Raw genomic sequence first — 24,628 nt, forward strand, 5'->3', positions numbered from 1 at the left:
ACTCCTGCCCGTACCGGCGTCCCGGTCCTCCCGACCCGCGTGCGCAACGGACGAGTCGCTCAGGAGGTCCCCATCGGCATGCCCCGCTTTCCTCCCCCTCTCCGAACGCATCGACGACCCGATCCCCCTCAGGGACCGGTGAAGGAGCGTGTTGCACTCATGCAGGACATGCAAGGCGTACAGCCCGAACAGCCAGTGTCGAACACGCGGCGGACGCAGCTCGAACAGAGCGAACGGCGCACGGAAGCCGCCCAGGAGATGGAGGACAGCGAACTGGGGCGCCGCCTGCAGATGCTCCGCGGCATGCAGTGGGTCTTCGGCGCCAACGGCGATCCGTACGCCCGGCTGCTGTGTGGCATGGAGGATGACCCGTCACCTTTCTACGACGCGATACGGACCCTGGGCGAGCTGCACCGGAGCAGGACCGGAGCCTGGGTCACCGCCGACCCCGGGCTCGGGGGCCGCATCCTCGCCGACCGGAGGCTCGGTGCCCGGAGGCTCGTGGCCGGTGCGGGCGAGACCGACGGGCTGGAGCAGTACGTGCTGCCCGGGCACCAGGCGTTCCTGCGGCTGGAGCGCGAGGAGGCCGAGCGACTGCGGGAGGTCGCGGCGCCGGTGCTGGGGGCCGCGGCGGTCGACGCGTGGCGCCCGCTGATCGACGAGGTCTGCGCGGGGCTCGCGAAGGGGCTGCCGGACACGTTCGACCTGGTCGAGGAGTACGCGGGGCTGGTGCCGGTCGAGGTGCTGGCGCGGATCTGGGGCGTCCCGGAGGAGGACCGCGCCCGGTTCGGGCGTGACTGCCGGGCGCTCGCTCCCGCGCTGGACAGCCTCCTGTGTCCCCAGCAGTTGGCGCTGAGCAAGGACATGGCGTCCGCCCTGGAGGACCTGCGTCTCCTCTTCGACGGCCTCGACGCGACGCCGCGCCTCGCCGGCCCCGCCGACGGTGACGGAACGGCCGTGGCCATGCTCACCGTTCTGCTCTGCACGGAGCCGGTGACCACGGCGATCGGGAACACCGTGCTCGGGCTCCTTCCCGGGCAGTGGCCCGTGCCCTGCACCGGCCGGGTGGCTGCCGGGCAGGTTGCCGGGCAGGCGCTGCACCGGGCGGTGTCGTACCGTATCGCGACGCGGTTCGCCCGGGAGGACCTGGAGTTGGCGGGCTGCGAGGTCAAGTCCGGTGACGAGGTGGTGGTCCTGGCCGGAGCGATCGGCCGGAACGGACCGTCCGCAGCCGCCCCGCCTGCCCCACCGGGCCCAGCGGCCCCGCCCGCCCCGTCGGTCTTCGGTGCCGCCGCCTTCGAGAACGCGCTGGCCGAACCCCTCGTCCGGGCTGTGACGGGAGCGGCCCTCCAGGCCCTCGCGGAGCGGGCCCCCCGGCTGACGGCGGCGGGACCCGTCGTACGACGGCGGCGTTCCCCTGTCGTCGGCGGGCTGCACCGGGCTCCGGTGGCCGCCGCATGAGCATCGCGTCGAACGGCGCGCGCTCGGCCCCCCGCCGGCCCCTGCGCGTGATGATGACCACCTTCGCGGCCAACACGCACTTCCAGCCGCTGGTTCCCCTGGCCTGGGCACTGCGGACAGCCGGGCACGAGGTGCGCGTGGTGAGCCAGCCCTCGCTGAGCGACGTGGTGACGCAGGCGGGGCTCACCTCGGTCCCGGTGGGCACCGAGGCTCCGGTCGAGCAGTTCGCGGCGACCTGGGGCGACGATGCCTACATCGGCGTCAACAGCATCGACTTCACCGGCAACGACCCCGGCCTGTGGACGTGGCCGTACCTCCTGGGCATGGAGACCATGCTGGTGCCGGCCTTCTACGAGTTGCTGAACAACGAGTCCTTCGTGGACGGCGTAGTCGAGTTCGCCCGTGACTGGCGGCCCGACCTGGTGATCTGGGAGCCGCTGACGTTCGCCGGCGCGGTGGCGGCGCGCGTCACCGGCGCGGCCCACGCCCGGCTGCCGTGGGGGCAGGAGATCACCCTGCGCGGGCGGCAGGCGTTCCTCGCCGAGCGTGCCCTGCAACCGTTCGAGCACCGGGAGGATCCCACGGCCGAGTGGCTGGGCCGCATGCTCGACCGGTACGGCTGCTCGTTCGACGAGGAGATGGTCACCGGGCAGTGGACCATCGACACGCTGCCGCGCAGCATGCGGCTGGAGCTGTCCGAGGAGCTGCGCACCCTGGACATGCGGTACGTGCCGTACAACGGACCGGCGGTCGTACCCCCCTGGGTGTGGGAACCGTGCGAGCGGCCCCGGGTCTGTCTGACGATCGGCACCTCCCAGCGTGACTCCGGCCGGGACCATGTCCCCCTCGACCACCTGCTCGACTCCCTCGCCGACGTGGACGCGGAGATCGTGGCCACGCTCGACACCACCCAGCAGGAGCGCCTGCGGGGCGCGGCCCCCGGCAACGTCCGGCTGGTGGACTTCGTCCCGCTGCACGCGCTGATGCCGACCTGCTCGGCGATCGTGCACCACGGTGGTCCGGGCACGTGGTCGACGGCGGCGCTCCACGGCGTCCCGCAGATCATCCTGGACACCTCGTGGGACACACCGGTGCGGGCGCAGCGCATGCAGCAACTCGGGGCGGGCCTGTCGATGCCGGTGGGGGAACTGGGCGTCGAGGCGCTGCGGGACCGGGTCCTGCGGCTGCTGGGGGAGCCGGAGTTCCGCGCGGGCGCCGAGCGGATCCGGGCCGAGATGCTCGCGATGCCCGCCCCCGGTGACGTCGTACCGGACCTGGAACGACTCACCGCGGAGCATGCCACCGGCGCGATGGCGGGAAGGCGGTGAGACGATGCGCGTACTGCTGACCTGCTTCGCCAACGACACCCACTTCCACGGGCTGGTGCCGCTGGCGTGGGCGCTGCGGGCCGCCGGGCACGAAGTCCGCGTGGCCAGTCAGCCCGCCCTGTCCGACACGATCACCCAAGCGGGACTGACCGCGGTGCCCGTGGGCCGGGACACCGCCTTCCTGGAGCTGATGGGGGAGATCGGCGCGGACGTCCAGAAGTACTCCACCGGCATCGACCTGGGCGTCCGCGCGGAGCTGACGAGCTGGGAGTACCTGCTCGGCATGCACACGACCCTGGTGCCCACGTTCTACTCGCTGGTCAACGACGAGCCGTTCGTCGACGGGCTCGTCGCGCTGACCCGGGCCTGGCGGCCCGACCTCATCCTGTGGGAGCACTTCAGCTTCGCCGGGGCGTTGGCGGCGCGGGCCACCGGCACGCCCCACGCCCGCGTGCTGTGGGGGTCGGACCTCATCGTCCGGTTCCGCCGGGACTTCCTCGCGGAGCGGGCGAACCGGCCCGCCGAGCACCGCGAGGACCCCATGGCGGAGTGGCTGGGCTGGGCGGCCGAACGGCTGGGCTCCACCTTCGACGAGGAGCTGGTGACCGGGCAGTGGACGATCGACCCGCTGCCGCGGAGCATGCGGCTGCCCACCGGGACGACGACGGTGCCGATGCGGTACGTGCCGTACAACGGGCGGGCCGTGGTCCCCGCATGGGTCCGGCAGCGTGCGCGGCGGCCCCGGATCTGCCTGACGCTCGGTGTGTCGGCCCGGCAGACCCTGGGCGACGGCGTGTCGCTGGCGGAGGTGCTGGCCGCGCTGGGCGACGTGGACGCGGAGATCGTGGCCACGCTGGACGCCTCCCAGCGCAAGCTCCTGGGGCCGGTGCCGGACAACGTCCGGCTGGTGGACTTCGTGCCCCTGCACGCCCTGATGCCGACCTGTTCGGCGATCGTGCACCACGGCGGCGCCGGTACCTGGCTGACGGCCGCCGTCCACGGCGTCCCGCAGATCGTCCTCGGTGACCTCTGGGACAACCTGCTGCGCGCCCGGCAGACACAGGCCGCGGGCGCGGGCCTGTTCATCCATCCGTCCGAGGTCACCGCGGCCGGGCTCGGTGAGGGCGTGCGCCGGGTGCTGACGGACCCTTCCATCCGGGCCGCCGCACAGCGCGTCCGGGACGAGATGAATGCAGAGCCGACGCCGGGCGAGGTCGTCACGGTGCTGGAGCGGCTCGCCGCGAGCGGCGGACGCGGACGAGGAGGCGGGAACCATGCGGGCTGACACGGAGCCGACCACCGGGTACGAGGACGAGTTCGCCGAGATCTACGACGCCGTGTACCGGGGCCGGGGCAAGGACTACGCCGGCGAGGCGAAGGACGTGGCGGACCTCGTGCGCGACCGGGTGCCGGACGCGTCCTCCCTCCTGGACGTGGCCTGCGGCACGGGCGCGCACCTGCGGCACTTCGCCACGCTCTTCGACGACGCCCGCGGTCTCGAACTGTCCGCGAGCATGCTGGACATCGCCCGCTCCCGCATGCCGGGCGTGCCGCTGCACCAAGGGGACATGCGATCCTTCGACCTGGGCCACGCGTTCTCCGCGGTCACCTGCATGTTCAGCTCCGTCGGCCACCTGGCCACCACCGCCGAACTCGACGCGACGCTGCGGTGCTTCGCCCGGCACACCCGGCCCGGCGGCGTGGCCGTCATCGAACCGTGGTGGTTCCCGGAGACCTTCACCGACGGCTACGTGGCGGGTGACATCGTACGCGTCGACGGCCGGACCATCTCCCGGGTGTCCCACTCGGTACGGGACGGCGGCGCCACCCGCATGGAGATCCACTACGTGATCGCCGACGCCGAGCACGGTCCCCGGCACCTGGTCGAGCACCACCGCATCACGCTGTTCCCGCGGCATGCGTACACGGCCGCGTACGAGAAGGCGGGCTACACCGTCGAGTACCTCGACGGCGGGCCCTCGGGCCGGGGGCTGTTCGTCGGCACCCGGACGTGAACCCGCCCGCGCACCGCCCGATCACCCTGCTCACGCCGTTCACACGGATCACCGGACCACGCGAAGGACCTTTCACATGTCGTACGACGACCACGCGGTGCTGGAAGCGATACTGCGGTGCGCCGGAGGTGACGAGCGCTTCCTGCTGAACACCGTCGAGGAATGGGGAGCCGCCGAGATCACCGCGGCGCTCGTGGACGAGTTGCTGTTCCGCTGCGAGATCCCGCAGGTGGGCGGTGAGGCGTTCATCGGCCTGGACGTCCTGCACGGCGCCGACCGGATCAGCCATGTGCTGCAGGTGACGGACGGCAAGCCGGTCACGTCGGCGGAACCGGCCGGCCAGGAACTGGGCGCCGTACTGGAGTTCACGCTCAGCGACCTCCTGCGGGAGCTGTTCGGCCCGGCGTCCGGCCGCACCGCGGGGGCCTTCGGCGTCTCCTTCCTGCCCGACCTGCGCGGCCCGCGGACCATGGAGGGCGCGGCCCTGGCCGCCCGCGCCACCAACGTGGTGCTGCACGCGACGACCAACGAGACGCCCCCACTGGACCGGCTGGCCCTGCGCTACGAGTCCGACAAGTGGGGCGGCGTCCACTGGTTCACCGGCCACTACGACCGGCACCTGCGGCCGCTGCGCGACCAGGCGGTGCGGATCCTGGAGATCGGCATCGGCGGCTACGACGACCTGCTGCCGAGCGGCGCCTCACTGAAGATGTGGAAGCGCTACTTCCCGCGCGGCCTGGTCTTCGGCGTGGACATCTTCGACAAGTCGGCGTGCGACCAGCCGCGTGTCAAGACGCTCCGCGGCCGGCAGGACGACCCGGAGTTCATGCGCCGCGTCGCCGAGGAGCACGGGCCGTTCGACGTCATCATCGACGACGGCAGCCACATCAACGCACACATGCGGACGTCGTTCTCGGTGATGTTCCCCCACCTGCGCAACGGCGGCTTCTACGTCATCGAGGACACCTTCACCTCCTACTGGCCCGGGTACGGAGGCCATCCGGAGCCCGGTGCCCGTCCGGACACCGCGCTGGAGATGGTCAAGGGACTGATCGACTCGCTGCACTACGAGGAGCGGCCGGACGGCGCGGCCACGGCCGACTACATCGCCAGGAACCTCGTCGGGCTGCACGCCTACCACAACCTCGTCTTCCTCGAGAAGGGCGTCAACAAGGAGGGCGGCATCCCCCACACCGTGCCCCGGGAGCCGTTCTGGAACGACAACTAGCCACGGCCGCAACCAGAGCCGGAAACCGCACCACTGTCCGCGCCACCTCGGAACCACCTCCAGCAAAGGACACACCGCTGTGACCGATACGCACACCGGACCGACACCGGCCGACGCGGTACCCGCCTACCCGTTCAGCCTGCCGCACGCCCTGGACCTCGACCCGCACTACGCCGAACTCCGCCGCGACGAACCCGTCTCCAGGGTGCGCCTGCCCTACGGCGAGGGCACGGCCTGGCTGGTCACCCGCATGTCCGACGCCCGTATCGTTCTGGGCGACTCCCGCTTCAGCACCGCGGCCGCCACCGATCCCGCCACCCCCCGGATGTTCCCCACCCCGCCCGAGCCGGACGGCGTCCTCGCCCAGGACCCGCCGGACCACACCCGGCTGCGGCGGCTGGTGGGCAAGGCCTTCACGGCACGCCGGGTGGAGGAGATGCGGCCCCGTGTCCGCTCCCTCGTCGACTCCCTGCTCGACGACATGGTGGCGCACGGTTCACCCGCCGACCTGGTCGAGTTCCTCGCCGTTCCCTTCCCCGTCGCGGTCATCTGCGAACTGCTCGGCGTGCCCTTGGAGGACCGCGACCTGTTCCGGACCTTCTCCGACGCCATGCTCTCCTCGACCCGGCTCACCGCCGCGGAGATACAGCGGGTCCAGCAGGACTTCATGGTCTACATGGACGGCCTGGTCGCCCAGCGCCGCGACGCCCCCACCGAGGACCTGCTCGGCGCCCTCGCCCTCGCCACCGACAACGACGACCACCTGACCAAGGGCGAGATCGTCAACATGGGGGTGAGCCTGCTCATCGCGGGCCACGAGACGTCGGTCAACCAGATCACCAACCTCGTCCACCTCCTGCTGACCGAGCGCAAGCGCTACGAGTCGCTGGTCGCCGACCCGGCCCTCGTGCCCGCGGCGGTGGAGGAGATGCTGCGGTACACACCGCTGGTGTCCGCCGGCAGCTTCGTCCGCGTGGCCACCGAGGACGTGGAGCTGAGCACCGTGACCGTGCGGGCCGGGGAGCCCTGCGTCGTCCACTTCGCGTCGGCCAACCGGGACGAGGAGGTCTTCGACCACGCCGACGAGCTGGACTTCCACCGTGAGCGCAACCCGCACATAGCGTTCGGGCACGGAGCGCACCACTGCATCGGCGCCCAACTGGGCCGACTGGAACTCCAGGAGGCCCTGTCCGCCCTCGTCCGGCGCTTCCCCACCCTCGATCTGGCCGAGCCGGTCGCGGGACTGAAGTGGAAGCAGGGCATGCTGATCCGCGGACTGGAACGCCAGATCGTCTCCTGGTGACGGCCGGCCGCCCGGCCGCCCGCCGGGCACCGGCGCCACCAGGGCACCGGCCGGGACCGCAGACCCGGCCGGTGCCCCTCGCCCGAGGCCGCCTCACTCCACGAAGCGGCCACCCTCCATGTGCATGCGGCGACCGGTGAACCGCTGCGCGAACATGCGGTCGTGGGAGACCACGACCAGTGCGCCCCGGTAGTGCGCCAGCGCCTCCTCCAGGTCCTCCACGAGCGCGGGCGACAGGTGGTTCGTCGGCTCGTCGAGCAGCAGCAGGTCCGCCGGGTCGCGCAGCAGACGGGCCAGGGCCAGCCGCCTCAACTGCCCGGTGGACAGGTCTCCCACCGCGGTGCCCAGCGCCGAGGGCCGGAAGAGCCCGAATCCCAGGAGCGCGCCCCGGTGTTCCTCCGCGATGCCGGGCAGCCCCGCCGCGAAGGCCGCCAGCAGGCTCTGCTGCCGGTCGGTGATCTCCGTCTCCTGCGGCAGCCAGCCGATGCGCTCCGGGCGCTCGCACTCGCCCTGATCGGGCGCCAGGTCACCGGCCAGCACGCGCAGCAGGGTGCTCTTGCCCGCGCCGTTGTGCCCCGTGATCAGGATGCGCTCACCGGGGTCGACGGTGAAGGACGGGACGTCGAGCCGCGTGCCGACGGTGACCTTGTACAGCTCGGCGAGTGCCCCGCCGCGCCCGACCGTGCCGCCACCCTCCACCCGGGCCCGGAAACGCATGGGTTGAGGGGGCCGCGGCACCGGGTTCTCCTCCAGCCGGCGGACCCGCTCCTTGGCGTTGCGGACCCGCGCGGAGATCTGCTTCTCCACGTTGCGCTGGTGGCGCTGGTTCGACCGCTCGGTGTTGCGCCGCGGGCCGGTGGCCAGGTGGTCGGCGGCGCTGCGGGCCAGTTCCCGCTGGCGTGCCAGGTCCTCCAGCCAGTCCTGGTAAGCCTGCTCCCAGCGGCGCCGCGCGGCCGCCTTGGCTTGCAGGTATCCCGCGTAACCGCCGCCGTGCCGGTTGACGGTGCGCCGCTCGCCGTCCACCTCCCACAGGGCGGTGGCCACGCGCTCCAGGAAGACCCGGTCGTGCGAGACGACCAGCACGCTGCCGCGGTGGGCCCGCAGGCGCTCCTCCAGCCACTCCAGCGCCCCGACGTCGAGGTGGTTGGTGGGTTCGTCGAGCAGCATCAGCTGCGGGGACGCGGCCAGCAGGCAGGCCAGGTTGAGACGCGCCTGCTCACCTCCGGAGAGGCTGCCGAGCCGCCGGTCGCCCGTGATGCCCGCCAGACCGAGGCCGTGCATCGCCGCGTCGACACGGGCGTCCGCCGCGTAGCCGTCGCGGGCCTCGAACGCCTCCAGCAGGTCGCCGTAGGCGCCGAGCAGGCCCTCCAGCTCCTCGGGCTCCGCCCCGGCCAGCGCCTGCTCCGCCTCACGCAACCCCCGCTCCAGGGAGCGCAGTTCGGCGAGGGCGTGGTCGATGGCGTCCTGAACGGTGTCCTCCGGGGGCAGGTCCGGTGTCTGGGGGAGGTAGCCGCAGCCGCCGGGAGCCCGGACGAGGACCTGGCCACCGTCCGGGCGGTCCACGCCGGCGAGCATGCGGAGCAGGGTCGACTTGCCCGATCCGTTCTCACCGATGATGCCGACGCGCTCGCCGAGTGCCACCGACTGGTTGACGCCGTCCAACAGCGGCCGTCCGCCGGGTGCCCGGACGACGTCGTCGAGGACGACCTGGAAGGAACCGGTCTCAGGTTGCGTGGGAAGGAGCTTTTCCGGCGTGCCGGTGAGCGCCGCGGCGCCGGTATCGGAACGGTGTGCGTTCTGCATGGGTGATCCGCCATTCGGAGAAAAAGAGGCAGTGTGGCCAAAAGGGAGCGGCCCACGGCAGACGGCGGAAGAAGAGAACGCCTCGGCGAACGCGGCGCACCCGACGGTGCGCAGCGCGAAAAAAGGGAGGCGAAGAAGCGAGCCGGAGGCGTCGCGATCAGCGGCGGGAGAAGCCGCGTCACCGTCCTGCCGGGAACCCTCGACGGCGCCGGAGCGGAACCGCGTACGCGGTGCTCCTCGGCGCCCGGACTCCCGTGGCGGTATCAGAGGAAGTAGTAACTGACCACGTCGGCACGATAGCAGAGCAGACGGAGCCGGCAGGGGGTCGCGAGGTGCGATGGCTGAATGTGTGCCACGCTTCGGATTTTTTGCTCGCGGGACGACGAGGCCGTGTGCGAACGTGTCCCGGGCAGTCGTTCGTCAGCGGGAGGTTCATATGCAGGACAACCAGGGTGGATCCGGAGCCGAGTCCGAGACCGGGACCGAGAGCGACGTCAAGCGGAAGTTCCGGGAGGCACTGGAGCGCAAGAAGCTCCTCAGCCGGGAACGCCGGGCGCACGAGGACGCTCGTTCCAAGGTGAACGGAACGTCCCGCAATGGCGCCAGGAAGGCGAATTTCCGCCGCAAGGCCGGGTGACACCGACCGCTGCGCACACCCGTGCCCCACAGCTCGACTCCGCTGCGACAGGGGCCTGCCCGCGCCGGGGAACCGGCCCGGGCAGGTGTAGGGTGGCGGGCATGTATCCAGGTGTCGGTTCCCTGAAGCTCCGCCGCCGCGCCTGACGGTGCGGCCCTGAACTCTCGTTTCGCGTGCCCACCGTCGCGGTGTCAGTGCCGGGCGGCTGTTTCGTGCTGCCCGGTTCCGGAGCGAACCTGTGGAGCACACCGTGGGCGCATTCCCCGCAAGGGGCCGGCCTGAGGCCGGCCGACCGATACACGAGTTCACCGATGCGAGCGAGGGCCGCCGGCCCGGGCGCCGGTGGCCGACGACCACCCCTTCCGCACCGGCCCCGACGGGCCCCTCTCGCCGGCGCCGCTCCCGGCCCCGGCCGGCGGCGCCACCCGGGTACGCCGCTCCCGCGGCCCCGGCGGCGCGTGCCGCGCACAGGCCGTACCGGCCCGGCCGTTCGGCCGGTGGACCTCTGCGCCCTGCCGTCCCCGCGGCAACGCTCGCCGGACACGGCGACACCGCCCCTCGGCCGCCGGCCGCCGTCACCACCCCGGGGCGCCGGCGTCTCGCCGCTCTCGCGCCGGCCCCGTCCACGACCGCTCCCGTGCCTGCCGGAAGGGCCGACTCATGACCGAGCGACACCTCCCCGCCGTCCTCGCGCCCCTCGGCCGGCCGGGCTACCGCCGCCTCTTCGCCGCCATGGTCCTCGCCCTCTTCGGGTACGGCGGGTGGACCATCTACCTCGCGCTCCAGGCGCTGGAGCTCGGTGCCTCGGCGCCGGAGCTGGCCTCGGTGGTCGTCTGGACCGGCGTGGGCCTGCTGGCGACGGCGTTCGCCACCGGTGTGGTCGCCGACCGCGCCGCGAAGAGGTCCGTGCTGCTGGCGGTGCTCGTGGCCAACCTGACGACGACGGGCGTCATCGCGGCCCTCTCCCTCGCGGACGGCCTCGCGCTGTGGCACCTCAGCGTGTCGGCGTTCGCCGTGGGGGCCGCCACGGCGTTCTTCTTCCCCGCCTACACCGCACTCGTTCCCGTGGTCGTGCCCACCTCCGACCTCATGGCCGTCAACGGCCTCGAAGGGGCCACGCGCCCGTCCGTCCAGCAGGCGGCCGCCCCCGCCGCCGTCGGGGCACTCGTGGGCGCGACCGTTCCGGCGGCAGGTGCGCTGCTGACCGTGTCCGTGTTCGCCGCGGCGCTGCTGTGCACGCTGGGCCTTCCCCCGGGCGCACCCGAGGCGGAGACCACCCGGACGCATCCCGTGCACGACCTCGTCGAAGGGTTCCGGTTCGCGGCCCGCACCCCGTGGATCCTCGCGAGCGTCGTCTTCGCGGCGCTCATGGGGCTGCTGGTGACCGGCCCGCTGGAGGTGCTCCTCCCCGCGCTCGTGCGGGCCCGGTCCGACAACGGGTCCACCGTCTACGGACTGCTCGTCGCGGTACTGGGTCTCGGCGGCCTGGCCGGGTCGCTGGTCACCGGCTCCCTCACCATGCCGCGGCGTTACCTGACGACGATGCTGGGCAGTTGGGCACTGGGCTGCCTGCCGCTCGGTCTGGTCGCGCTCACGGACCACCCCTGGGTCATCGGCGCGAGCCTGTTCGTCTACGGTGCCCTGCTCAGCGTGGGCCTGGTCATCTGGGGCACGCTCCTGCAGCGGCGGGTGCCGATGGAGATGATCGGGCGGATCGCCGGACTCGACTTCCTGATCACCATCGCCTTCATGCCCGTGTCGATCGCCTTCGTCGGCCTGGTGTCGCAGCAGCTCTCCCACCGGGCCCTGTTCCTGATCGCGGGCCTGGCACCCATCGTGCTCGCGGTGCTCGTGGGCGGCCTTGCCAAGGTGCGCGCCGACGAGACCGCCCATCCGCTCGACGACGACACCCCCCAGGAGGAAGTGACACACCCGTAGGAGGACACCGCGGGATGCCGGCGGCGTGCCGGCCCGCTCCGTATCCACATCCACGGGCCCCGGTACGGCGAGCCGTACCGGCGCGGCGCCGAGCTGCCGTCACCGGCGCCGGCGCCGCCTGTGGGGGACAGGGCCGACGCGACGGTGCGAGGCCGGGCCGCCGGGCGGGCAGCCCCTGCCGCGGGCGGAGCAACCCGGCAGGGAGCGCCCGTTCGAGTGCGGCGGGTGGTAGACCTGTGCAGTCGCAACCTCCGTTACAGGGGCGGTCGTGAGACGTGAGAGGGTCTGGGGCGTGAGTGAGACACCACCGAACACCCTGCAATACCGCTTTGACGGGCCAGAAGAGGCCCCGGTCCTGATCCTGGGTCCCTCACTGGGTACCACCTGGCACATGTGGGACCGCCAGGTGCCGGAGCTGGCCAAGCAGTGGCGGGTGCTCCGGTTCGACCTGCCGGGGCACGGCGGCGCCCCCGCGCACCCCGCCGGATCCGTGGCCGACCTCGCCGCCCGGCTGCTGGCCACGCTGGACGCGCTCGGCGTGCAGCGCTTCGGCTACGCGGGCTGCGCGCTCGGCGGCGCCGTCGGCATCGAGCTGGCCCTGCGCCACCCCGAGCGGCTCGCCTCGCTCGCGCTGGTCGCGGCCTCCCCCCGGTTCGGCACCGCGGACGAGTTCCGGCAGCGCGGCGTGGTGGTCCGTACCAACGGCCTCGACCCGATCGCCCGGACCGCGCCCGACCGCTGGTTCACCGGCGGGTTCGCCGCCGCGCAGCCCGCGATCACCGAGTGGGCCGTGCAGATGGTCCGTACCACCGACCCGGGCTGCTACATCGCCGCCTGCGAGGCGCTGGCCTCCTTCGACGTACGGCCCGAACTCGGCCGGGTGGGCGTGCCGACGCTGGTGCTGGTCGGCTCCGACGACCAGGTCACCGGCCCGGCGGAGGCCCGTACCCTGGTCGCCGGCATCCCCGACGCCCGGCTCGCGGTCGTGCCCGGCGCCTCCCACCTGGTGCCGGTCGAGCAGCCCGCCGCCGTCACCGACCTGCTCGTCCACCACTTCTCCACCGCCTGGCAGCAGCCCTTCGACACCGGGCAGACCGCCCTGCCGGCCGCTGTCGCGCCCGCCGTCCCGGCGCCCGCCCCCGTCGTGCCGGCGCAGGCCGCCCCGGTCGCCGAGATCGCCCCGGCCGCCGTACCGGCCCAGGCCGACGGAGCGCCCGACCGGTACGAGACCGGGCTGAAGATCCGCCGCGAGGTGCTCGGCGACGCGCACGTGGACCGGACGCTGGCGGACTCCGACGAGTTCTCCGGGGACTTCCAGGACTTCATCACCCGCTACGCCTGGGGCGAGATCTGGGACCGGCCGGGCCTGGACCGCCGTACCCGCAGCTGCGTCACGCTGAGCGCGCTGGTCGCCGGCGGCCACCTGGAGGAGCTGGCCGCCCACACCCGGGCGGCGCTGCGCAGCGGACTGACCCCCGCCGAGATCGCCGAGGTACTGCTGCAGACCGCCGTCTACTGCGGGGTGCCGGCCGCGAACAGCGCGTTCCGGGTCGCCCAGCGGGTCATCCGCGAGGAGACCACCCCCGCCGAGTAGTGCCGTGCGCGGCGGGCGCGGGCGTGAAGATGGAAGACATGAAGCTCACGAAGAAGTCCCACGCCTGCGTCCGCCTCGACAAGGACGGCCACACGCTCGTCATCGACCCGGGCGCCTTCTCCGAACAGGACGCGGCGCTCGGCGCGGACGCCATCCTGATCACGCACGAGCACCCGGACCACTTCGACGAGTCCCGGCTGCGGGCCGCCATGGAGAACAACCCGGCCGCCGAGATCTGGACGCTCGGGTCCGTCGCCGAGCGGATCACGGCCGCCTTCCCGGGCCGGGTGCACACCGTCGGCCACGGCGACACCTTCACCGCCGCCGGCTTCGACGTCCAGGTGCACGGCGAACTGCACGCGGTGATCCACCCCGACCTGCCGCGCGTCACCAACGTCGGCTACCTGATCGACGGCGGCGCGGTCTTCCACCCCGGCGACGCCCTCACCGTCCCCGACCACCCGGTGGAGACGCTCCTGGTGCCGGTGATGGCCCCCTGGAACAAGATCTCCGAGGTGATCGACTACGTCCGCGAGGTCGCCCCGCGGCGCGCCTACGACGTCCACGACGCCCTGCTCACCGACCTCGCCCTGCCGATCTACGGCGGCCACCTCGGCCGGCTGGGCGGCACCGACCACCAGCGGCTGGCGCCCGGGGCGGCGGCGGAGGTCTGAGCCCGTTGTCACAGGCTCCGGGTAGGTTGTGAGGCATGCGCATCGCCACCTGGAACGTGAACTCGATCACCGCCCGCCTGCCCCGGCTGCTGGCCTGGCTGGAGAGCAGCGGCACCGACGTCCTCTGCCTCCAGGAGGCCAAGATCGCCGAGGAGCAGTTCCCGTTCGACCAGCTGCGCGAGCTGGGCTACGAATCGGCGGTCCACGCGACCGGCCGGTGGAACGGCGTGGCGGTGCTCTCCCGCGTTGGCATCGAGGACGTGGTCAAGGGCCTGCCCGGAGACCCCGGCTACGACGGCGTGACCGAGCCGCGCGCCATCTCGGCGACCTGCGGCCCGGTCCGCGTCTGGTCGGTGTACGTGCCCAACGGCCGCGAGGTGGGGCACCCGCACTACGCCTACAAGCTCCAGTGGTTCGAGGCCCTGAAGGCGGCCGTGTACGGCGACGCGCGGGGCAGCCGCCCGTTCGCGGTCCTGGGGGACTACAACGTGGCGCCGACCGACGACGACGTCCACGACGTGACGGCGTTCGAGGGCTCCACCCACGTCACCCCCGCCGAGCGCGCCGCGCTCGCCGCCCTGCGCGAGACGGGCCTGGACGACATCGTGCCGCGCCCGCTGAAGTACGACCGGCCCTTCACGTACTGGGACTACCGCCAGCTGTGCTTCCCGAAGAACCGCGGCATGCGCATCGACCTGGTCTACGGCAACGAGCCGTTCGCCAAGGCGGTCAAGGACGCCTACGTCGACCGCGAGGAGCGCAAGGGCAAGGGCGCCTCCGACCACGCGCCGGTGGTGGTCGACCTGGACGTGTGATGCCACGCTGGGGGCATGCGTCTTCCGTTCCTGGGCCCCCGGCACGACAAGAACGGTGAGGCGGCGCCGCCCGCCGACCCCGAGGCGGTCGCCGCGCTGCTGTCCGAGTGCGATCTGCTGCGCGCGCAGGCGGCCCGGGGAGGCGTCCGCCTCGACGACACCCCGGCCTCCCTGGAGGCCCTGGACCAGATGGACCCGCGCTGGCGCGACGACCCCGAGATCCTGCCCTGGCTCGGCCATGACGCCGGGCTGTACCTGGGCACGGTCGTGGTGCGCACGGTGCCCGGCGCGGCCTGGCGGATCCGCTCGGACGGCGAACCCGTCGTACGGCTCGCCTCCGGCCGGACGGTGGAGGTGGTGCCGGCCGGGCAGGAGTGGGCCACGACCGGGGTCCCCGAGCTGTCCCAGCTGTACGCCGAGATCGCCGAGGACTGAACCCGCCCCCGGCCCCCGGCCGCCCGCTGAACTGCGGGATCTCACTGGCCGTGTCGCAAAACGATGCTGCGACGTATCACTTCAGCTTGTGTCTCGCTCCGTGTCCCAGTGAGCCAGTCTCACGAACGGTGCCCTTCCTTGTCCTGTCGCTGCGCGCCAGGGTTCGCCTCTCAGGCGATCACGAGCCGGCGTCCTGTCGCAGGATTGCCCGCGCCGTGCGGGCGGCCTTCTCCTCGGTGTCCGAGAGGGCCGCGATTCCCACACCAAACAGGCCCTGCCGTAGGAAAACTGCCAGGCCGTGGGCGGCAGCGGCGATCCTGAGCAGCAGGTCGAACGCGGCGTCCGGGTCTGAGGCGAACTGCCGGGCCACCGGCAGTAGGAGGCGGGCCACCTCGTCGCCCGCCGCGGCCGGTTCGGCGAACCTGGACCTGTCGAGGCCGGCATTGAAGGTCACATCGAACAGAGCGGGTTCCTCGGCGGCGAATCTGACGTATGCCGCCGCGAAGGACGCCAGTTGATCGGCGGGGTCCTCGATGCCCTTCACGGCCGCGGCGAAGCGATTGCGCTGCTCGCGGTAGCCCTGTGTGGCGAGTTCGGCCAGCAGCGCGTCCCGGTCGGCGAAGTGCTTGTACGGCGCCGCGACACTCACCCCGGCCCGGCGGCTCGCCTCGGCCAGGGTGAAGCCGTGCGGACCTCGCTCGCCGACCAGCTCCAGGGATGCCCGCAGGAGGGAGTTGCGGAGGTCGCCGTGATGGTGGCCGACGGGACGTCGGGTGACGGGAGGGGCCATGCCGGTAGGTTCCTGAGTGATGCGGCGGGCCTGCGGGTGGAGTTCGTCGAACGGTCCGGCTCGCGCCCCGTCTCGCACACCGATGCGTTTGCCGCCACCGCCGCCCAGACCTTCACTCACCTGGCGCTTCAAGTCCCGGATCTCGACGGCGCGTTCGCCCGCCTGACACAGGACTGCGGGGCTGCTGCGGTCTCGCGCCCCGCGCCCGGCGCCAGTGAAGGCATGCGCTGTGCGTACGTCGCCGACCCGGAGGGCAATCTGCTGGAGCTGATCGAGACGTCCTGAGGGGTGCCGGTCGGGCCGGTGCGGCGCGGCACTGCTCAAGCGATGGGATGGGGCGTGTGGACCTCGAGTGCCGTCGCGCGGAGGACGGCGGCCATCCGTGTCACGGCCGGCGTCGGTGGGTCGGGCAGGCGGGCCAGGAGTAGGCGCCGTTGTTCTTGCGGACCGCCGCGGACAGGGAGGATCCGCACGCCGGGGGGTACCGCGGAGACGAGTGAGGCGGGAAGAGTGGTCAGTCCGCATCCTGCGGCGACGAGGTGGAGTTTGGCCAGCCAGTCGCGGGCGGTGAAAGCGATCTCGGGGCGCTCGTCCAGGCCCGGCCACACGCCCATCAGGTGGTCCTCTCTTGATGAGGGCCCGGCGATCCAGCGCTGTCCCCGCAGGTCGGCCACGTCCACGTATGCGCCGCGGGCAAGGGGGTGCGTGGCGGGCACCGCGAGAAGCAGCGGGCGTTCGGTGAGCGTTTGCAGGGCCAGTGGGGGCGACTCGGTGTCCGGCGCGCGGAACGGTGGCGCCGAGGCGAGCAGGGCCAGATCCAGGCTGCCCGCCCGTAGTGCGCGGACCAGTGCCGGGGTGCCGCCCTCGCGGCCGACGACCTCCAGTCCGGGATCGCTTTCACGCAGTGCGGCAAGGGCCCGGGGCAGCAGCACGGCACCGGCGCTGGGCACCCATCCCAGCCGGACCGTTCCGGTCTGCTCCGGCAGGCCCGAGAGTTCCCTGGCGGTCGCGGCGATCTCGTCGAGCACGACCGTCGCGCGGCGCATGACGACACGGCCGGCGGGCGTGAGCCGGGCCCCGTCGCGCCGCCGCTCCAGCAGTTCGGTGCCTGCCGCGCGCTCGATCGCGGCGATCTGCCGGGAGACCGCGGACTGGGTGTAGCCGAGCGACGCCGCGGCCGCGGTGAAGGTTCCCTGTTCGGCCACGGCCCGCAGGACGCGCAACGCAGTCAGTGACACATCAGTGAAGTCCATGATGTTTACGCATGCTAGCTGTTCCCAACTTTCGTTGGACGCATGGACGACGGGTTCCTAGCGTGGAGGCATGACCACTACACGCATCGCTCTCGTCACGGGTGCCAACCAGGGGCTCGGCCGGGCCTTCGCCGAGGGACTCGCGGCCCGCATGAATCCGCAGGACCTGGTGCTGCTCACCGGTCGCAGTCAGCAGCGTGTGGCGGACGCCGCCCGGGACGTCGCCCAGCTGCCCGCCACGCGTGCCCGGGTCGAGGGCCGGGTGCTGGATGTCACGGACACCGAGGCCATCGCCCGTATCGCCGAGGACCTGCGGGCCCGCCACGGAGGGGTGGACGTCGTCATCTCCAACGCGGTCACCCGGCTGCTCCCCGAGGAATCGCAGTCCGAGCGGGCCGATGAGTTCATCGACGTCTCCAACACCGCCACGCACGCGATCCTGCGCTCCTTCGGCCCGGTGCTGCGTCCCGGTGGGCGCCTGCTCGTCGTGGCCAGCAGCCTGGGGACGCTCGGCCACCTCGACGGCCGGCTGCACCACTTGTTCGACGGCGCGAGCCTGGACCAGGTCGAGTACGCCGTGGAGTCGTGGCGCAGCGCCATCCACCACAAGACCGCGCAGGAAGCGGGCTGGCCGCTGTGGCTGAACGTGCCGTCGAAGGTGGCCCAGGTCGCCGCCGTGCGTGCCGTCGCCGCCGAACGCCGCGCCCGGGACCTGGCAGACGGCACGCTCGTCGCAGCCGTCTGCCCCGGCATGGTCGACACGGCGACCTCACGCCCGTGGTTCAGCGACTACAGCCAGGCCCAGTCGCCCGCCCGGGCCGCTGGGGCCGTCCTCGATCTGGTCTTCGCCGAGCACGTCGAACCGGAGCTCTACGGCGAGCTGGTGCGCTTCGGCAAGGTCCTGCCCTGGCACGACGGGACGCCTCCGGTCGAGCAGGACGCCATGCTCGTCCCCTGACCGCACCGGTTTCCGCCCGCCCGCAACACCCCTGTCCGCTTCAACGTCCAGCCCCTTTCAGCAAGGAGCCCCCTCATGAGTGCGCTCACCACCCCGTTCGGTTTCGCCAGCACCGCCGACGAGGTCGTGTCAGGAATCGATCTCACCGGCCGCCGCGCGATCGTCACCGGCGCCTCCTCCGGCATCGGTGCGGAAACGGCCCGCGCCCTGGCGACAACCGGCGCGGCCGTCACCCTCGCCGTGCGGGACGTGGCGGCGGGCGAACGCGTCGCCAAGGACATCATCGGGTCGACCGGCAACCAGGACGTGCGGGCCGCGCACCTCGACCTGACCGACCCCGCGTCCATCACGGCCTTCACCGCCGCCTGGCAGGGCCCGCTGCACGTACTGGTGAACAACGCGGGCGTCATGGCCTGCCCCGAGCAGTACACCGAACAGGGCTGGGAATGGCAGTTCGCCACCAACCACCTCGGCCATTTCGCCCTCGCCACCGGTCTGCACGGCGCGCTGGCTGCCGCCGGCAACGCCCGCATCGTCGTGGTGAGTTCCACCGGTCACCAGCAGTCACCGGTCGTGTGGGACGACGTCAACTTCGCCTTCCGCCCCTACGACCCGTGGCTCGCCTACGGCCAGTCCAAGACGGCCGACGTCCTGTTCGCGGTGGAGGCGACCCGCCGCTGGGCCGACGACAACATCACCGCCAACGCCCTGATGCCGGGTGCCATCTACACGAACCTGCAGCGGCACACCGGCGGCCGGGGCAGCGGCCGCGTCCCCGCCGAGCTGATCAAGACCGTGGAACAAGGCGCCGCCACGTCGGCGCTCCTGGCCACCTCACCGCTGCTCGAAGGCATCGGCGGCCGTTACTTCGTCGACTGCGACGAGACCGAGATCGTCGACCGCCGCTCCGGCACCCTGCACGGCGTGGCCCGCTACGCCGTCGACCCGGCGGGCGCGCGGCGCCTGTGGGACCTGTCGCAGGACCTGATCGCCGGCGCAGCGTGATCGATGGATCCCGTCAGACCGGCTGCACCTGCCGGTCCGCGACCGCCGCATGGATACCGGTGGACGCCTCCGCATCGCCGAACTGCGAGTCGCAGCTGATCCGCACGATGGCATCGATGGGTTCTTCCGCACTGCCGCTCACCGTGTCGGCGAGGTAGTACTCCACGTACTCCCGCACCTGCGGCAGCGCCGCGCAGGTCGGTCCGTATTCGTGCTCCATGAAGCGGCGGAAGTGTCCGTGGGGACACCTCGGGCCGCTTGCGGGACCCGCGCGGCGATCTCCTCGCCGCCGCGGTGGAGATGCAGCCGCAGCCTGTCGCCGTGCCGTCCCCGCGCTCGGCCGTACTCGACGCCGAGCACGCCTCCGTGATCGGCACGGTCGAAGCGGCGCTGGACAGCGCACCCGACGACACCGGCCGGCTGGTCGTCGCAGGCGACGCCTACACCACCTGGACGCTGGAGCACCCCGATGCCCCCCACGAGGCCAACCGGCGCTTGCCACTCCTCACAGGAATTCTCCGGCGAAAACGGTGGAGCAGCAGCTCGCCTTCGACGGGCAGGATCCGCCAGCGAAAACGGAGGTACTGGCCGCGTTGTGAGGGCGTAGCGGTGGCTATGGTCGGCCGGTGGCTGTCCGTCGACCCCCGCAACCTCCAGCGCCGCCATCTGCGATGGCACGCGGTCCTGCAGTCCTTGGCCGCCGGCGACCTCGACGACGCCCGTCGCCGGGCGGACACGGAACTGCACGACAGCGACGTCGGCATGCGTGCGGCCACCGACTGGCGCCTGCTGCTCATCGGTAAGGCCCCCGCTCGGCTCACCGATCTCGCGCACATCCACTGCCTGCTCGCCGAGCCGGGCGGCTGGGCCCAGGTCTTCCACACCTTCCAGCTCGCCCTCGCCCTGAGCGTCGCGGGCGACAGCGACGGCCTCACCGCACTCGCCGCCCGAGCCGCCCGGGACAGCCGGCCCCCCTACGCCACGGTCCTCACCCCCGTCGCCGACGCCCTGGCCCGCATCACCGCAGGCCATCCCGGCAAAGCGGTCGATCTCCTCGTCCGCCTGGGCGACCGGACAGAACACCTCGGTGGTGTACGCGTCGAACGCGAAATCATTCAGGACGCCCTCGCCCGCGCCCTCGTCGACGCCGGACACCCTGACCGTGCCGCACACCTCCTCCATCACCGCGTCACCAGCCGACGCCATCACACCTACGAAGAACTGCTGCTCACCCAGCAACCCGCCGCCCTGCCCTGGAGATGCTGGGACCGGTCTGACTGCCGCCGCGGCGACGGCTGAGCGTGACCGGTCATTGATCTGTCGGATTGCCGGAGGTCAAAGCGGTTTGGACGCCATTTCACTTCGGGCGGTCGAGGGTGGCATATGAGGGTCGCGGCGGTGGCGGTGAAGGCGAGGAAGTGTTCCGGCTTGTGCTCGTAGCGGCGGTGGCCGTCGGCAGCCGGACAGCCAGGACGCGGTCCGCTCCACGACCCAGCGGTGTCGTCCCAGGCGTCGGGATGACTCGACGCCCTCGCGGGCGAGGCGGTGCCCGATGCCCCGGGAAACCAGCCATCGCCGCAAGGGGCAGAGGCACCACTCCGGGACGTGCTTGCGGACCTGGCCGTCGACCAGGGCTTTCAGCAGGAAGGGCTGCGCGACGAGCCGTGCGCCGCGGGCTCGAAGTCGGGAAACAACAGCCTCGCGAGCTCCAGCCGAGACTCGTAGACCACATGGCTTCGTGTCGTGGACGACCAGGACGTGCCGGAGTGGTGCCTCTGCCCCTTGCGCCGGTGAAGGGTTCGCCATGGAGCAGCAGCCCCCAACGCGTCGACCGAGATTTCGGCCCACGGTCGGTTCTCGAAAAGCGGTCTGTTCATCTGACGAACGCTGACTGGCACAGCGAGATCACTCATGCCACTACCCCCACCCCGAGGAACGGCCGACGAATCCAAGATGCCGTCCGGCTGACGCGGGGCGAGGGCAGATCCCACATGAACAGAGCCAGGGCCACCCGCTGGCAAGCCCCCGGCCACTCGCTGACGTAAATACGGCTAATGCCCTGAAGATGCGTGTCGTCCCCCGACCGCACGGCCGGCTGGATAGGTTGCGGCAACCACGACACAGCCGAGAGCGAGTGGGGCTGCGGATGGCCGTCGATCCGTTGATCGAACTGCGCAACGTCAACAAGTACTACGGAGAGCTGCATGTCCTGAGGGACATCGACCTCACGGTCGGCAAGGGGGAGGTGGTCGTGGTCATCGGCCCGTCCGGCTCGGGCAAGTCGACGCTGTGCAGGACGATCAACCGGCTGGAGACCATCGAGTCCGGCACCATCACCCTCGACGGCCGGCCGCTGCCCGCGGAGGGCAAGGCCCTCGCCCGGCTGCGCGCCGAGGTCGGCATGGTCTTCCAGTCCTTCAACCTCTTCGCGCACAAGACCGTCCTGCAGAACGTCTCCCTCGCCCAGGTCAAGGTGCGCCGGCGCAGGCAGGAGGAGGCCGACCGGCGCTCCCGCGAACTCCTGGACCGGGTCGGCCTGCTGAACCAGGCCGGCAAGTACCCCGCCCAGCTCTCCGGCGGCCAGCAGCAGCGCGTCGCCATCGCCCGCGCGCTCGCCATGGAACCCAAGGCGATGCTCTTCGACGAGCCCACCTCCGCCCTCGACCCCGAGATGATCAACGAGGTGCTGGAGGTCATGCGGCAGCTCGCCCGGGAAGGCATGACCATGGTCGTCGTCACCCACGAGATGGGCTTCGCCCGCGCCTCCGCCAACCGGGTCGTGTTCATGGCCGACGGCCGGATCGTGGAGGACCGCAGCCCGGACGAGTTCTTCACCAACCCGCGCAGCGACCGCGCCAAGGACTTCCTCTCCAAGATCCTCAAGCACTGACCGGGGGACCGCGACCCATGTGCCGTACCACCCGTGTGCTCCGCGCCCTGTGCGCGCTGTTCGTGCTGCTGGCCGCCGCCTGCGGCAAGGAGGGCAGCCCGCCCGGCAAGGGACCGGCCGCCGGAAAACTCCCGCACTACCAGGTGGCCCGGGACGTCCGCCTGCCCGCCTCCCGGACCTGGACCCGGGCCAAACGGCGCGGCCACTTCGTCGTCGGCGTCAAGGAGGACCAGCCCTACCTCGGCGAGAAGGACCCGGCCACCGGCACCTACTCCGGCTTCGACATCGAGATCGCCAGGATGATGTCCGCCTCGCTGGGCCTCGCACCGAAGAGCATCCGGTTCCGCACCATCGCCTCCGCCAACCGCGAGACCGCCCTCCAGAACGGCCAGATCGACTACTACGTGGGCACCTACACCATCAACCCCAACCGCAAGAAACTCGTGGGCTTCGCCGGTCCCTACTACATGGCCGGCCAGTCGCTGCTGGTCCGCAAGGACGAGAACACCATCCACGGCCCCCAGGACCTCGCCGGCAAACGCGTCTGCTCGGCCGCCGGCTCCACGCCGTACCAGCGCGTCAAGGCCGACTACCCGAAAGCGGTCCTGGTCGCCTACGACACCTACTCCGTCTGCGTGGACAACCTCCTCACCTACCAGGTCGACGCGGTCACCACCGACGACGCCATCCTCATCGGCTACGCGGCCAAGGTCCCGGAAGAACTCAAGCTCGCCGGGAAGCCGTTCTCCAAGGAGCCCTACGGCATCGGCGTCCCGCACGGCGACAACGCCCTGCGCCTCGCCCTCGACGACGCCCTCGCGGCCCGCGAGAAGAACGGCGACTGGAAGAAGGCGTACGACGCCACGCTCGGCCTGTCCGGCGTGCCCGCACCCCACCCGCCCGCCATCGACCGCTACCCGGCGGGCCGAGCGAGGACGGCATGAACGTACTGACAGACAACTTCTCGGCCTACGGCGCCGGTTTCCTCGGCACCCTCGAACTGACCGTCTACGCTTCCCTGCTGGCCCTCGTACTGGGCTTCCTGATGGCGTCCTTCCGGGTGGCGCCCGTCGGCTCCCTGCGGATCTTCGGCACCGCGTGGGTCACCGTGCTGCGCAACACCCCGCTCACCCTGCTGTTCTTCGCGGTGCTGCTCGGACTGCCCCGGTTCGGACTCGTCCTGCCCTTCGAGGTGTTTGCGGTCCTCGCCCTCGGTTGCTACACCTCCGCCTTCATCTGCGAGGCGCTGCGCTCCGGCATCAACACCGTGCCGAGGGGACAGGGCGAGGCGGCCCGCAGCCTCGGCATGACCTTCGGGCAGACCCTGTCCCTGGTCGTGCTGCCCCAGGCGTTCCGGTCCGTGATCCCGCCCGTCGGCTCCACCCTCATCGCGCTCGCCAAGAACTCCGCGATCGCGGGCGCCTTCAGCGTGACCGAACTGCTCGGCACCTACAAGACGCTCAACGAACTCGGCTACAACATCATCTGGACGTTCGTCTGGATCGCCGTCGGCTACCTGATCATCACGCTCGCCATCAGCGCCGTGTTCCACGCGCTGGAGCGCAGGTGGGGAGTCGCCCGATGACCGCCGCCCCCGCGCTCTACGACGTCCCGGGCCCCCGCACCCGGCGGCGCCACGCCCTCTACGGCGTCCTGTCCACCACCGTCCTCCTCGCGCTGCTCGCCTGGGTCCTCTACCTGCTGTTCCACACCGGCCAGTTCACCGCCACCAAGTGGCTGCCCTTCGAGTACCAGGGCATCCAGCTGCTGTTGCTGCGCGGCCTCGGCAACACCCTGAAGGCGTTCGCGATCGCGGCCGTCCTCTCCCTGGCCCTCGGCGGGGTGCTGGCCACCGGCCGGCTGTCGGACCACCGGCCGGTGCGCGTGCTCGCCACGCTCGTCGTGGAGTTCTTCCGGGCCATGCCCGTGCTGGTGATGATCTTCTTCATCTTCGTGGCGCTGAAGGTGCAGCCGCTGCCCGCGCTGGTCGCCGGGCTCACCCTCTACAACGGCTCGGTCCTCGCCGAGGTCTTCCGCTCCGGCGTGCACGCCGTCGAACGCGGACAGCGGGAGGCCGCGTTCGCGCTCGGCATGCGCAAGACGCAGGTCATGACGCACGTCCTCGTGCCGCAGGCGGTGCGCGCCATGCTGCCCGCCATCATCAGCCAGTTGGTGGTCGCGCTGAAGGACACCTCCCTCGGCTTCCTCATCACCTACGAGGAGTTTCTCCATGCCGGGAAACTCATCGCCTCCAACCTCGACTACGATTTGCCGTTCATCCCCGTAGTGATGGTGATCTCGCCGATCTACATCGGGATGTGCATGCTGCTCTCGTGGTTCGCCGGCTGGGTGTCCCGCCGTGAGCAGCGCAGCCCCAAGACCGAGGCGGTGGCTCACGCCCCGGCCGGCCCTGGGGCGCTGCTGCCCGGTGGGGAGCCCCCCATGGCCCCGAAACCCTGAGGGGGGCGGCAGTTCAACGGGCCAGGCTCGTCCGGCGGCAG

The 24,628-nt window shown here is 71.8% G+C and carries 24 protein-coding genes and 1 pseudogene; 20 read left to right on the top strand and 5 right to left on the bottom strand.

Annotation, left to right across the window (positions count from 1 at the left end; all coding sequences use genetic code 11):
- Positions 1-159: 159 nt before the first annotated feature.
- The 6 genes from HB370_RS31660 to HB370_RS31685 all read left to right on the top strand — a co-directional run bounded on the left by HB370_RS31660 (position 160) and on the right by HB370_RS31685 (position 7,335).
- Positions 160-1,461: a P450-derived glycosyltransferase activator gene (locus HB370_RS31660; RefSeq protein WP_030787728.1), complete on the top strand. Its 1,302-nt coding sequence runs from the start codon at positions 160-162 to the stop codon at positions 1,459-1,461.
- A 41-nt stretch (positions 1,462-1,502) separates the two neighbouring features.
- Entirely contained in the window at positions 1,503-2,789 is a 1,287-nt protein-coding gene (oleG1, locus tag HB370_RS31665; RefSeq protein ID WP_030787725.1) for an L-oleandrosyl-oleandolide desosaminyltransferase OleG1, read from the top strand.
- Between the two features lie 4 nt (positions 2,790-2,793).
- Positions 2,794-4,074 carry an oleandolide olivosyltransferase OleG2 gene (gene oleG2, locus HB370_RS31670; RefSeq protein ID WP_030787723.1) on the top strand — a complete coding sequence of 427 codons (1,281 nt, stop codon included), beginning with the start codon at positions 2,794-2,796 and terminating at the stop codon, positions 4,072-4,074.
- Entirely contained in the window at positions 4,064-4,804 is a 741-nt protein-coding gene (locus HB370_RS31675; protein WP_030787718.1) for a class I SAM-dependent methyltransferase, read from the top strand. Before oleG2 ends, HB370_RS31675 begins: the two co-directional genes overlap by 11 nt.
- Positions 4,805-4,880: 76 nt before the next feature.
- Positions 4,881-6,032, top strand: coding sequence for a hypothetical protein (locus HB370_RS31680; protein ID WP_030787716.1), 1,152 nt, complete (start codon positions 4,881-4,883; stop codon positions 6,030-6,032).
- A 79-nt stretch (positions 6,033-6,111) separates the two neighbouring features.
- Positions 6,112-7,335, top strand: coding sequence for a cytochrome P450 (locus HB370_RS31685; protein WP_051816006.1), 1,224 nt, complete (start codon positions 6,112-6,114; stop codon positions 7,333-7,335).
- Positions 7,336-7,428: 93 nt separating this feature from the next.
- Here HB370_RS31685 and HB370_RS31690 read toward each other — a convergent pair whose 3' ends face one another.
- Positions 7,429-9,138 carry an ABC-F type ribosomal protection protein Ole(B) gene (locus tag HB370_RS31690; protein WP_063854494.1) on the bottom strand — a complete coding sequence of 570 codons (1,710 nt, stop codon included), beginning with the start codon at positions 9,136-9,138 and terminating at the stop codon, positions 7,429-7,431.
- 436 nt (positions 9,139-9,574) lie between these two features.
- Here HB370_RS31690 and HB370_RS31695 point away from each other — a divergent pair, with 436 nt between their 5' ends.
- From HB370_RS31695 to HB370_RS31720, 6 genes are all read left to right on the top strand, one after another.
- On the top strand, positions 9,575-9,775 hold the full coding sequence (locus tag HB370_RS31695) for a DUF5302 domain-containing protein (protein WP_106980736.1): 201 nt from the start codon (positions 9,575-9,577) through the stop codon (positions 9,773-9,775).
- A gap of 660 nt (positions 9,776-10,435) precedes the next feature.
- Positions 10,436-11,713, top strand: a complete 1,278-nt coding sequence (locus HB370_RS31700) for an MFS transporter (RefSeq protein ID WP_051816005.1) — start codon at positions 10,436-10,438, stop codon at positions 11,711-11,713.
- A 292-nt stretch (positions 11,714-12,005) separates the two neighbouring features.
- Complete coding sequence (pcaC, locus tag HB370_RS31705) at positions 12,006-13,307, top strand: 4-carboxymuconolactone decarboxylase (protein ID WP_030787704.1); 1,302 nt, start codon at positions 12,006-12,008, stop codon at positions 13,305-13,307.
- A 38-nt stretch (positions 13,308-13,345) separates the two neighbouring features.
- Positions 13,346-13,981, top strand: coding sequence for an MBL fold metallo-hydrolase (locus HB370_RS31710; protein WP_030787701.1), 636 nt, complete (start codon positions 13,346-13,348; stop codon positions 13,979-13,981).
- Positions 13,982-14,016: 35 nt separating this feature from the next.
- Positions 14,017-14,796 carry an exodeoxyribonuclease III gene (locus HB370_RS31715; RefSeq protein WP_030787698.1) on the top strand — a complete coding sequence of 260 codons (780 nt, stop codon included), beginning with the start codon at positions 14,017-14,019 and terminating at the stop codon, positions 14,794-14,796.
- Between the two features lie 15 nt (positions 14,797-14,811).
- Positions 14,812-15,231: a DUF6278 family protein gene (locus HB370_RS31720; RefSeq protein WP_030787695.1), complete on the top strand. Its 420-nt coding sequence runs from the start codon at positions 14,812-14,814 to the stop codon at positions 15,229-15,231.
- 178 nt (positions 15,232-15,409) lie between these two features.
- On the opposite strand, the gene HB370_RS31725 is transcribed toward HB370_RS31720, so the two are convergent.
- Entirely contained in the window at positions 15,410-16,021 is a 612-nt protein-coding gene (locus tag HB370_RS31725; protein ID WP_030787691.1) for a TetR/AcrR family transcriptional regulator, read from the bottom strand.
- On the opposite strand from HB370_RS31725, the gene HB370_RS31730 reads away from it, so the two are divergent.
- Positions 15,983-16,306, top strand: a complete 324-nt coding sequence (locus HB370_RS31730) for a VOC family protein (RefSeq protein WP_157855629.1) — start codon at positions 15,983-15,985, stop codon at positions 16,304-16,306. The two genes, HB370_RS31725 and HB370_RS31730, sit on opposite strands and share 39 nt — an antisense overlap.
- Positions 16,307-16,341: 35 nt before the next feature.
- Here HB370_RS31730 and HB370_RS31735 read toward each other — a convergent pair whose 3' ends face one another.
- Entirely contained in the window at positions 16,342-17,274 is a 933-nt protein-coding gene (locus tag HB370_RS31735) for a LysR family transcriptional regulator (protein WP_030787688.1), read from the bottom strand.
- Positions 17,275-17,344: 70 nt separating this feature from the next.
- Between HB370_RS31735 and HB370_RS31740 the strand changes: the two genes are divergently transcribed.
- Positions 17,345-18,232, top strand: a complete 888-nt coding sequence (locus tag HB370_RS31740; RefSeq protein WP_030787685.1) for an SDR family NAD(P)-dependent oxidoreductase — start codon at positions 17,345-17,347, stop codon at positions 18,230-18,232.
- Between the two features lie 75 nt (positions 18,233-18,307).
- A complete protein-coding gene (locus HB370_RS31745; RefSeq protein WP_030787682.1) occupies positions 18,308-19,237 on the top strand; it encodes an SDR family NAD(P)-dependent oxidoreductase in 930 nt (309 codons plus the stop codon).
- Between the two features lie 13 nt (positions 19,238-19,250).
- On the opposite strand, the gene HB370_RS31750 is transcribed toward HB370_RS31745, so the two are convergent.
- On the bottom strand, positions 19,251-19,457 hold the full coding sequence (locus tag HB370_RS31750; protein WP_051816004.1) for a hypothetical protein: 207 nt from the start codon (positions 19,455-19,457) through the stop codon (positions 19,251-19,253).
- 38 nt (positions 19,458-19,495) lie between these two features.
- Here HB370_RS31750 and HB370_RS31755 point away from each other — a divergent pair, with 38 nt between their 5' ends.
- Positions 19,496-20,536: a hypothetical protein gene (locus tag HB370_RS31755; protein WP_157855628.1), complete on the top strand. Its 1,041-nt coding sequence runs from the start codon at positions 19,496-19,498 to the stop codon at positions 20,534-20,536.
- Between the two features lie 165 nt (positions 20,537-20,701).
- Here HB370_RS31755 and HB370_RS31760 read toward each other — a convergent pair.
- A pseudogene (locus HB370_RS31760) lies at positions 20,702-20,815 on the bottom strand (IS5/IS1182 family transposase); the annotation flags it as partial.
- 568 nt (positions 20,816-21,383) lie between these two features.
- Between HB370_RS31760 and HB370_RS31765 the strand changes: the two are divergent.
- From HB370_RS31765 to HB370_RS31780, 4 genes are read left to right on the top strand one after another with little or no spacing between them, the layout of a single operon-like run.
- Complete coding sequence (locus HB370_RS31765) at positions 21,384-22,127, top strand: amino acid ABC transporter ATP-binding protein (protein WP_030787676.1); 744 nt, start codon at positions 21,384-21,386, stop codon at positions 22,125-22,127.
- A gap of 17 nt (positions 22,128-22,144) precedes the next feature.
- Entirely contained in the window at positions 22,145-23,071 is a 927-nt protein-coding gene (locus tag HB370_RS31770; protein ID WP_030787673.1) for a glutamate ABC transporter substrate-binding protein, read from the top strand.
- Complete coding sequence (locus HB370_RS31775; protein WP_030787670.1) at positions 23,068-23,712, top strand: amino acid ABC transporter permease; 645 nt, start codon at positions 23,068-23,070, stop codon at positions 23,710-23,712. Before HB370_RS31770 ends, HB370_RS31775 begins: the two co-directional genes overlap by 4 nt.
- Positions 23,709-24,587: an amino acid ABC transporter permease gene (locus tag HB370_RS31780; RefSeq protein WP_030787666.1), complete on the top strand. Its 879-nt coding sequence runs from the start codon at positions 23,709-23,711 to the stop codon at positions 24,585-24,587. Before HB370_RS31775 ends, HB370_RS31780 begins: the two co-directional genes overlap by 4 nt.
- The last annotated feature ends 41 nt before the right edge of the window (positions 24,588-24,628 follow it).

It is taken from the genome of Streptomyces sp. DSM 40868, from assembly GCF_011820545.1.
Lineage (GTDB): Bacteria > Actinomycetota > Actinomycetes > Streptomycetales > Streptomycetaceae > Streptomyces > Streptomyces eurythermus.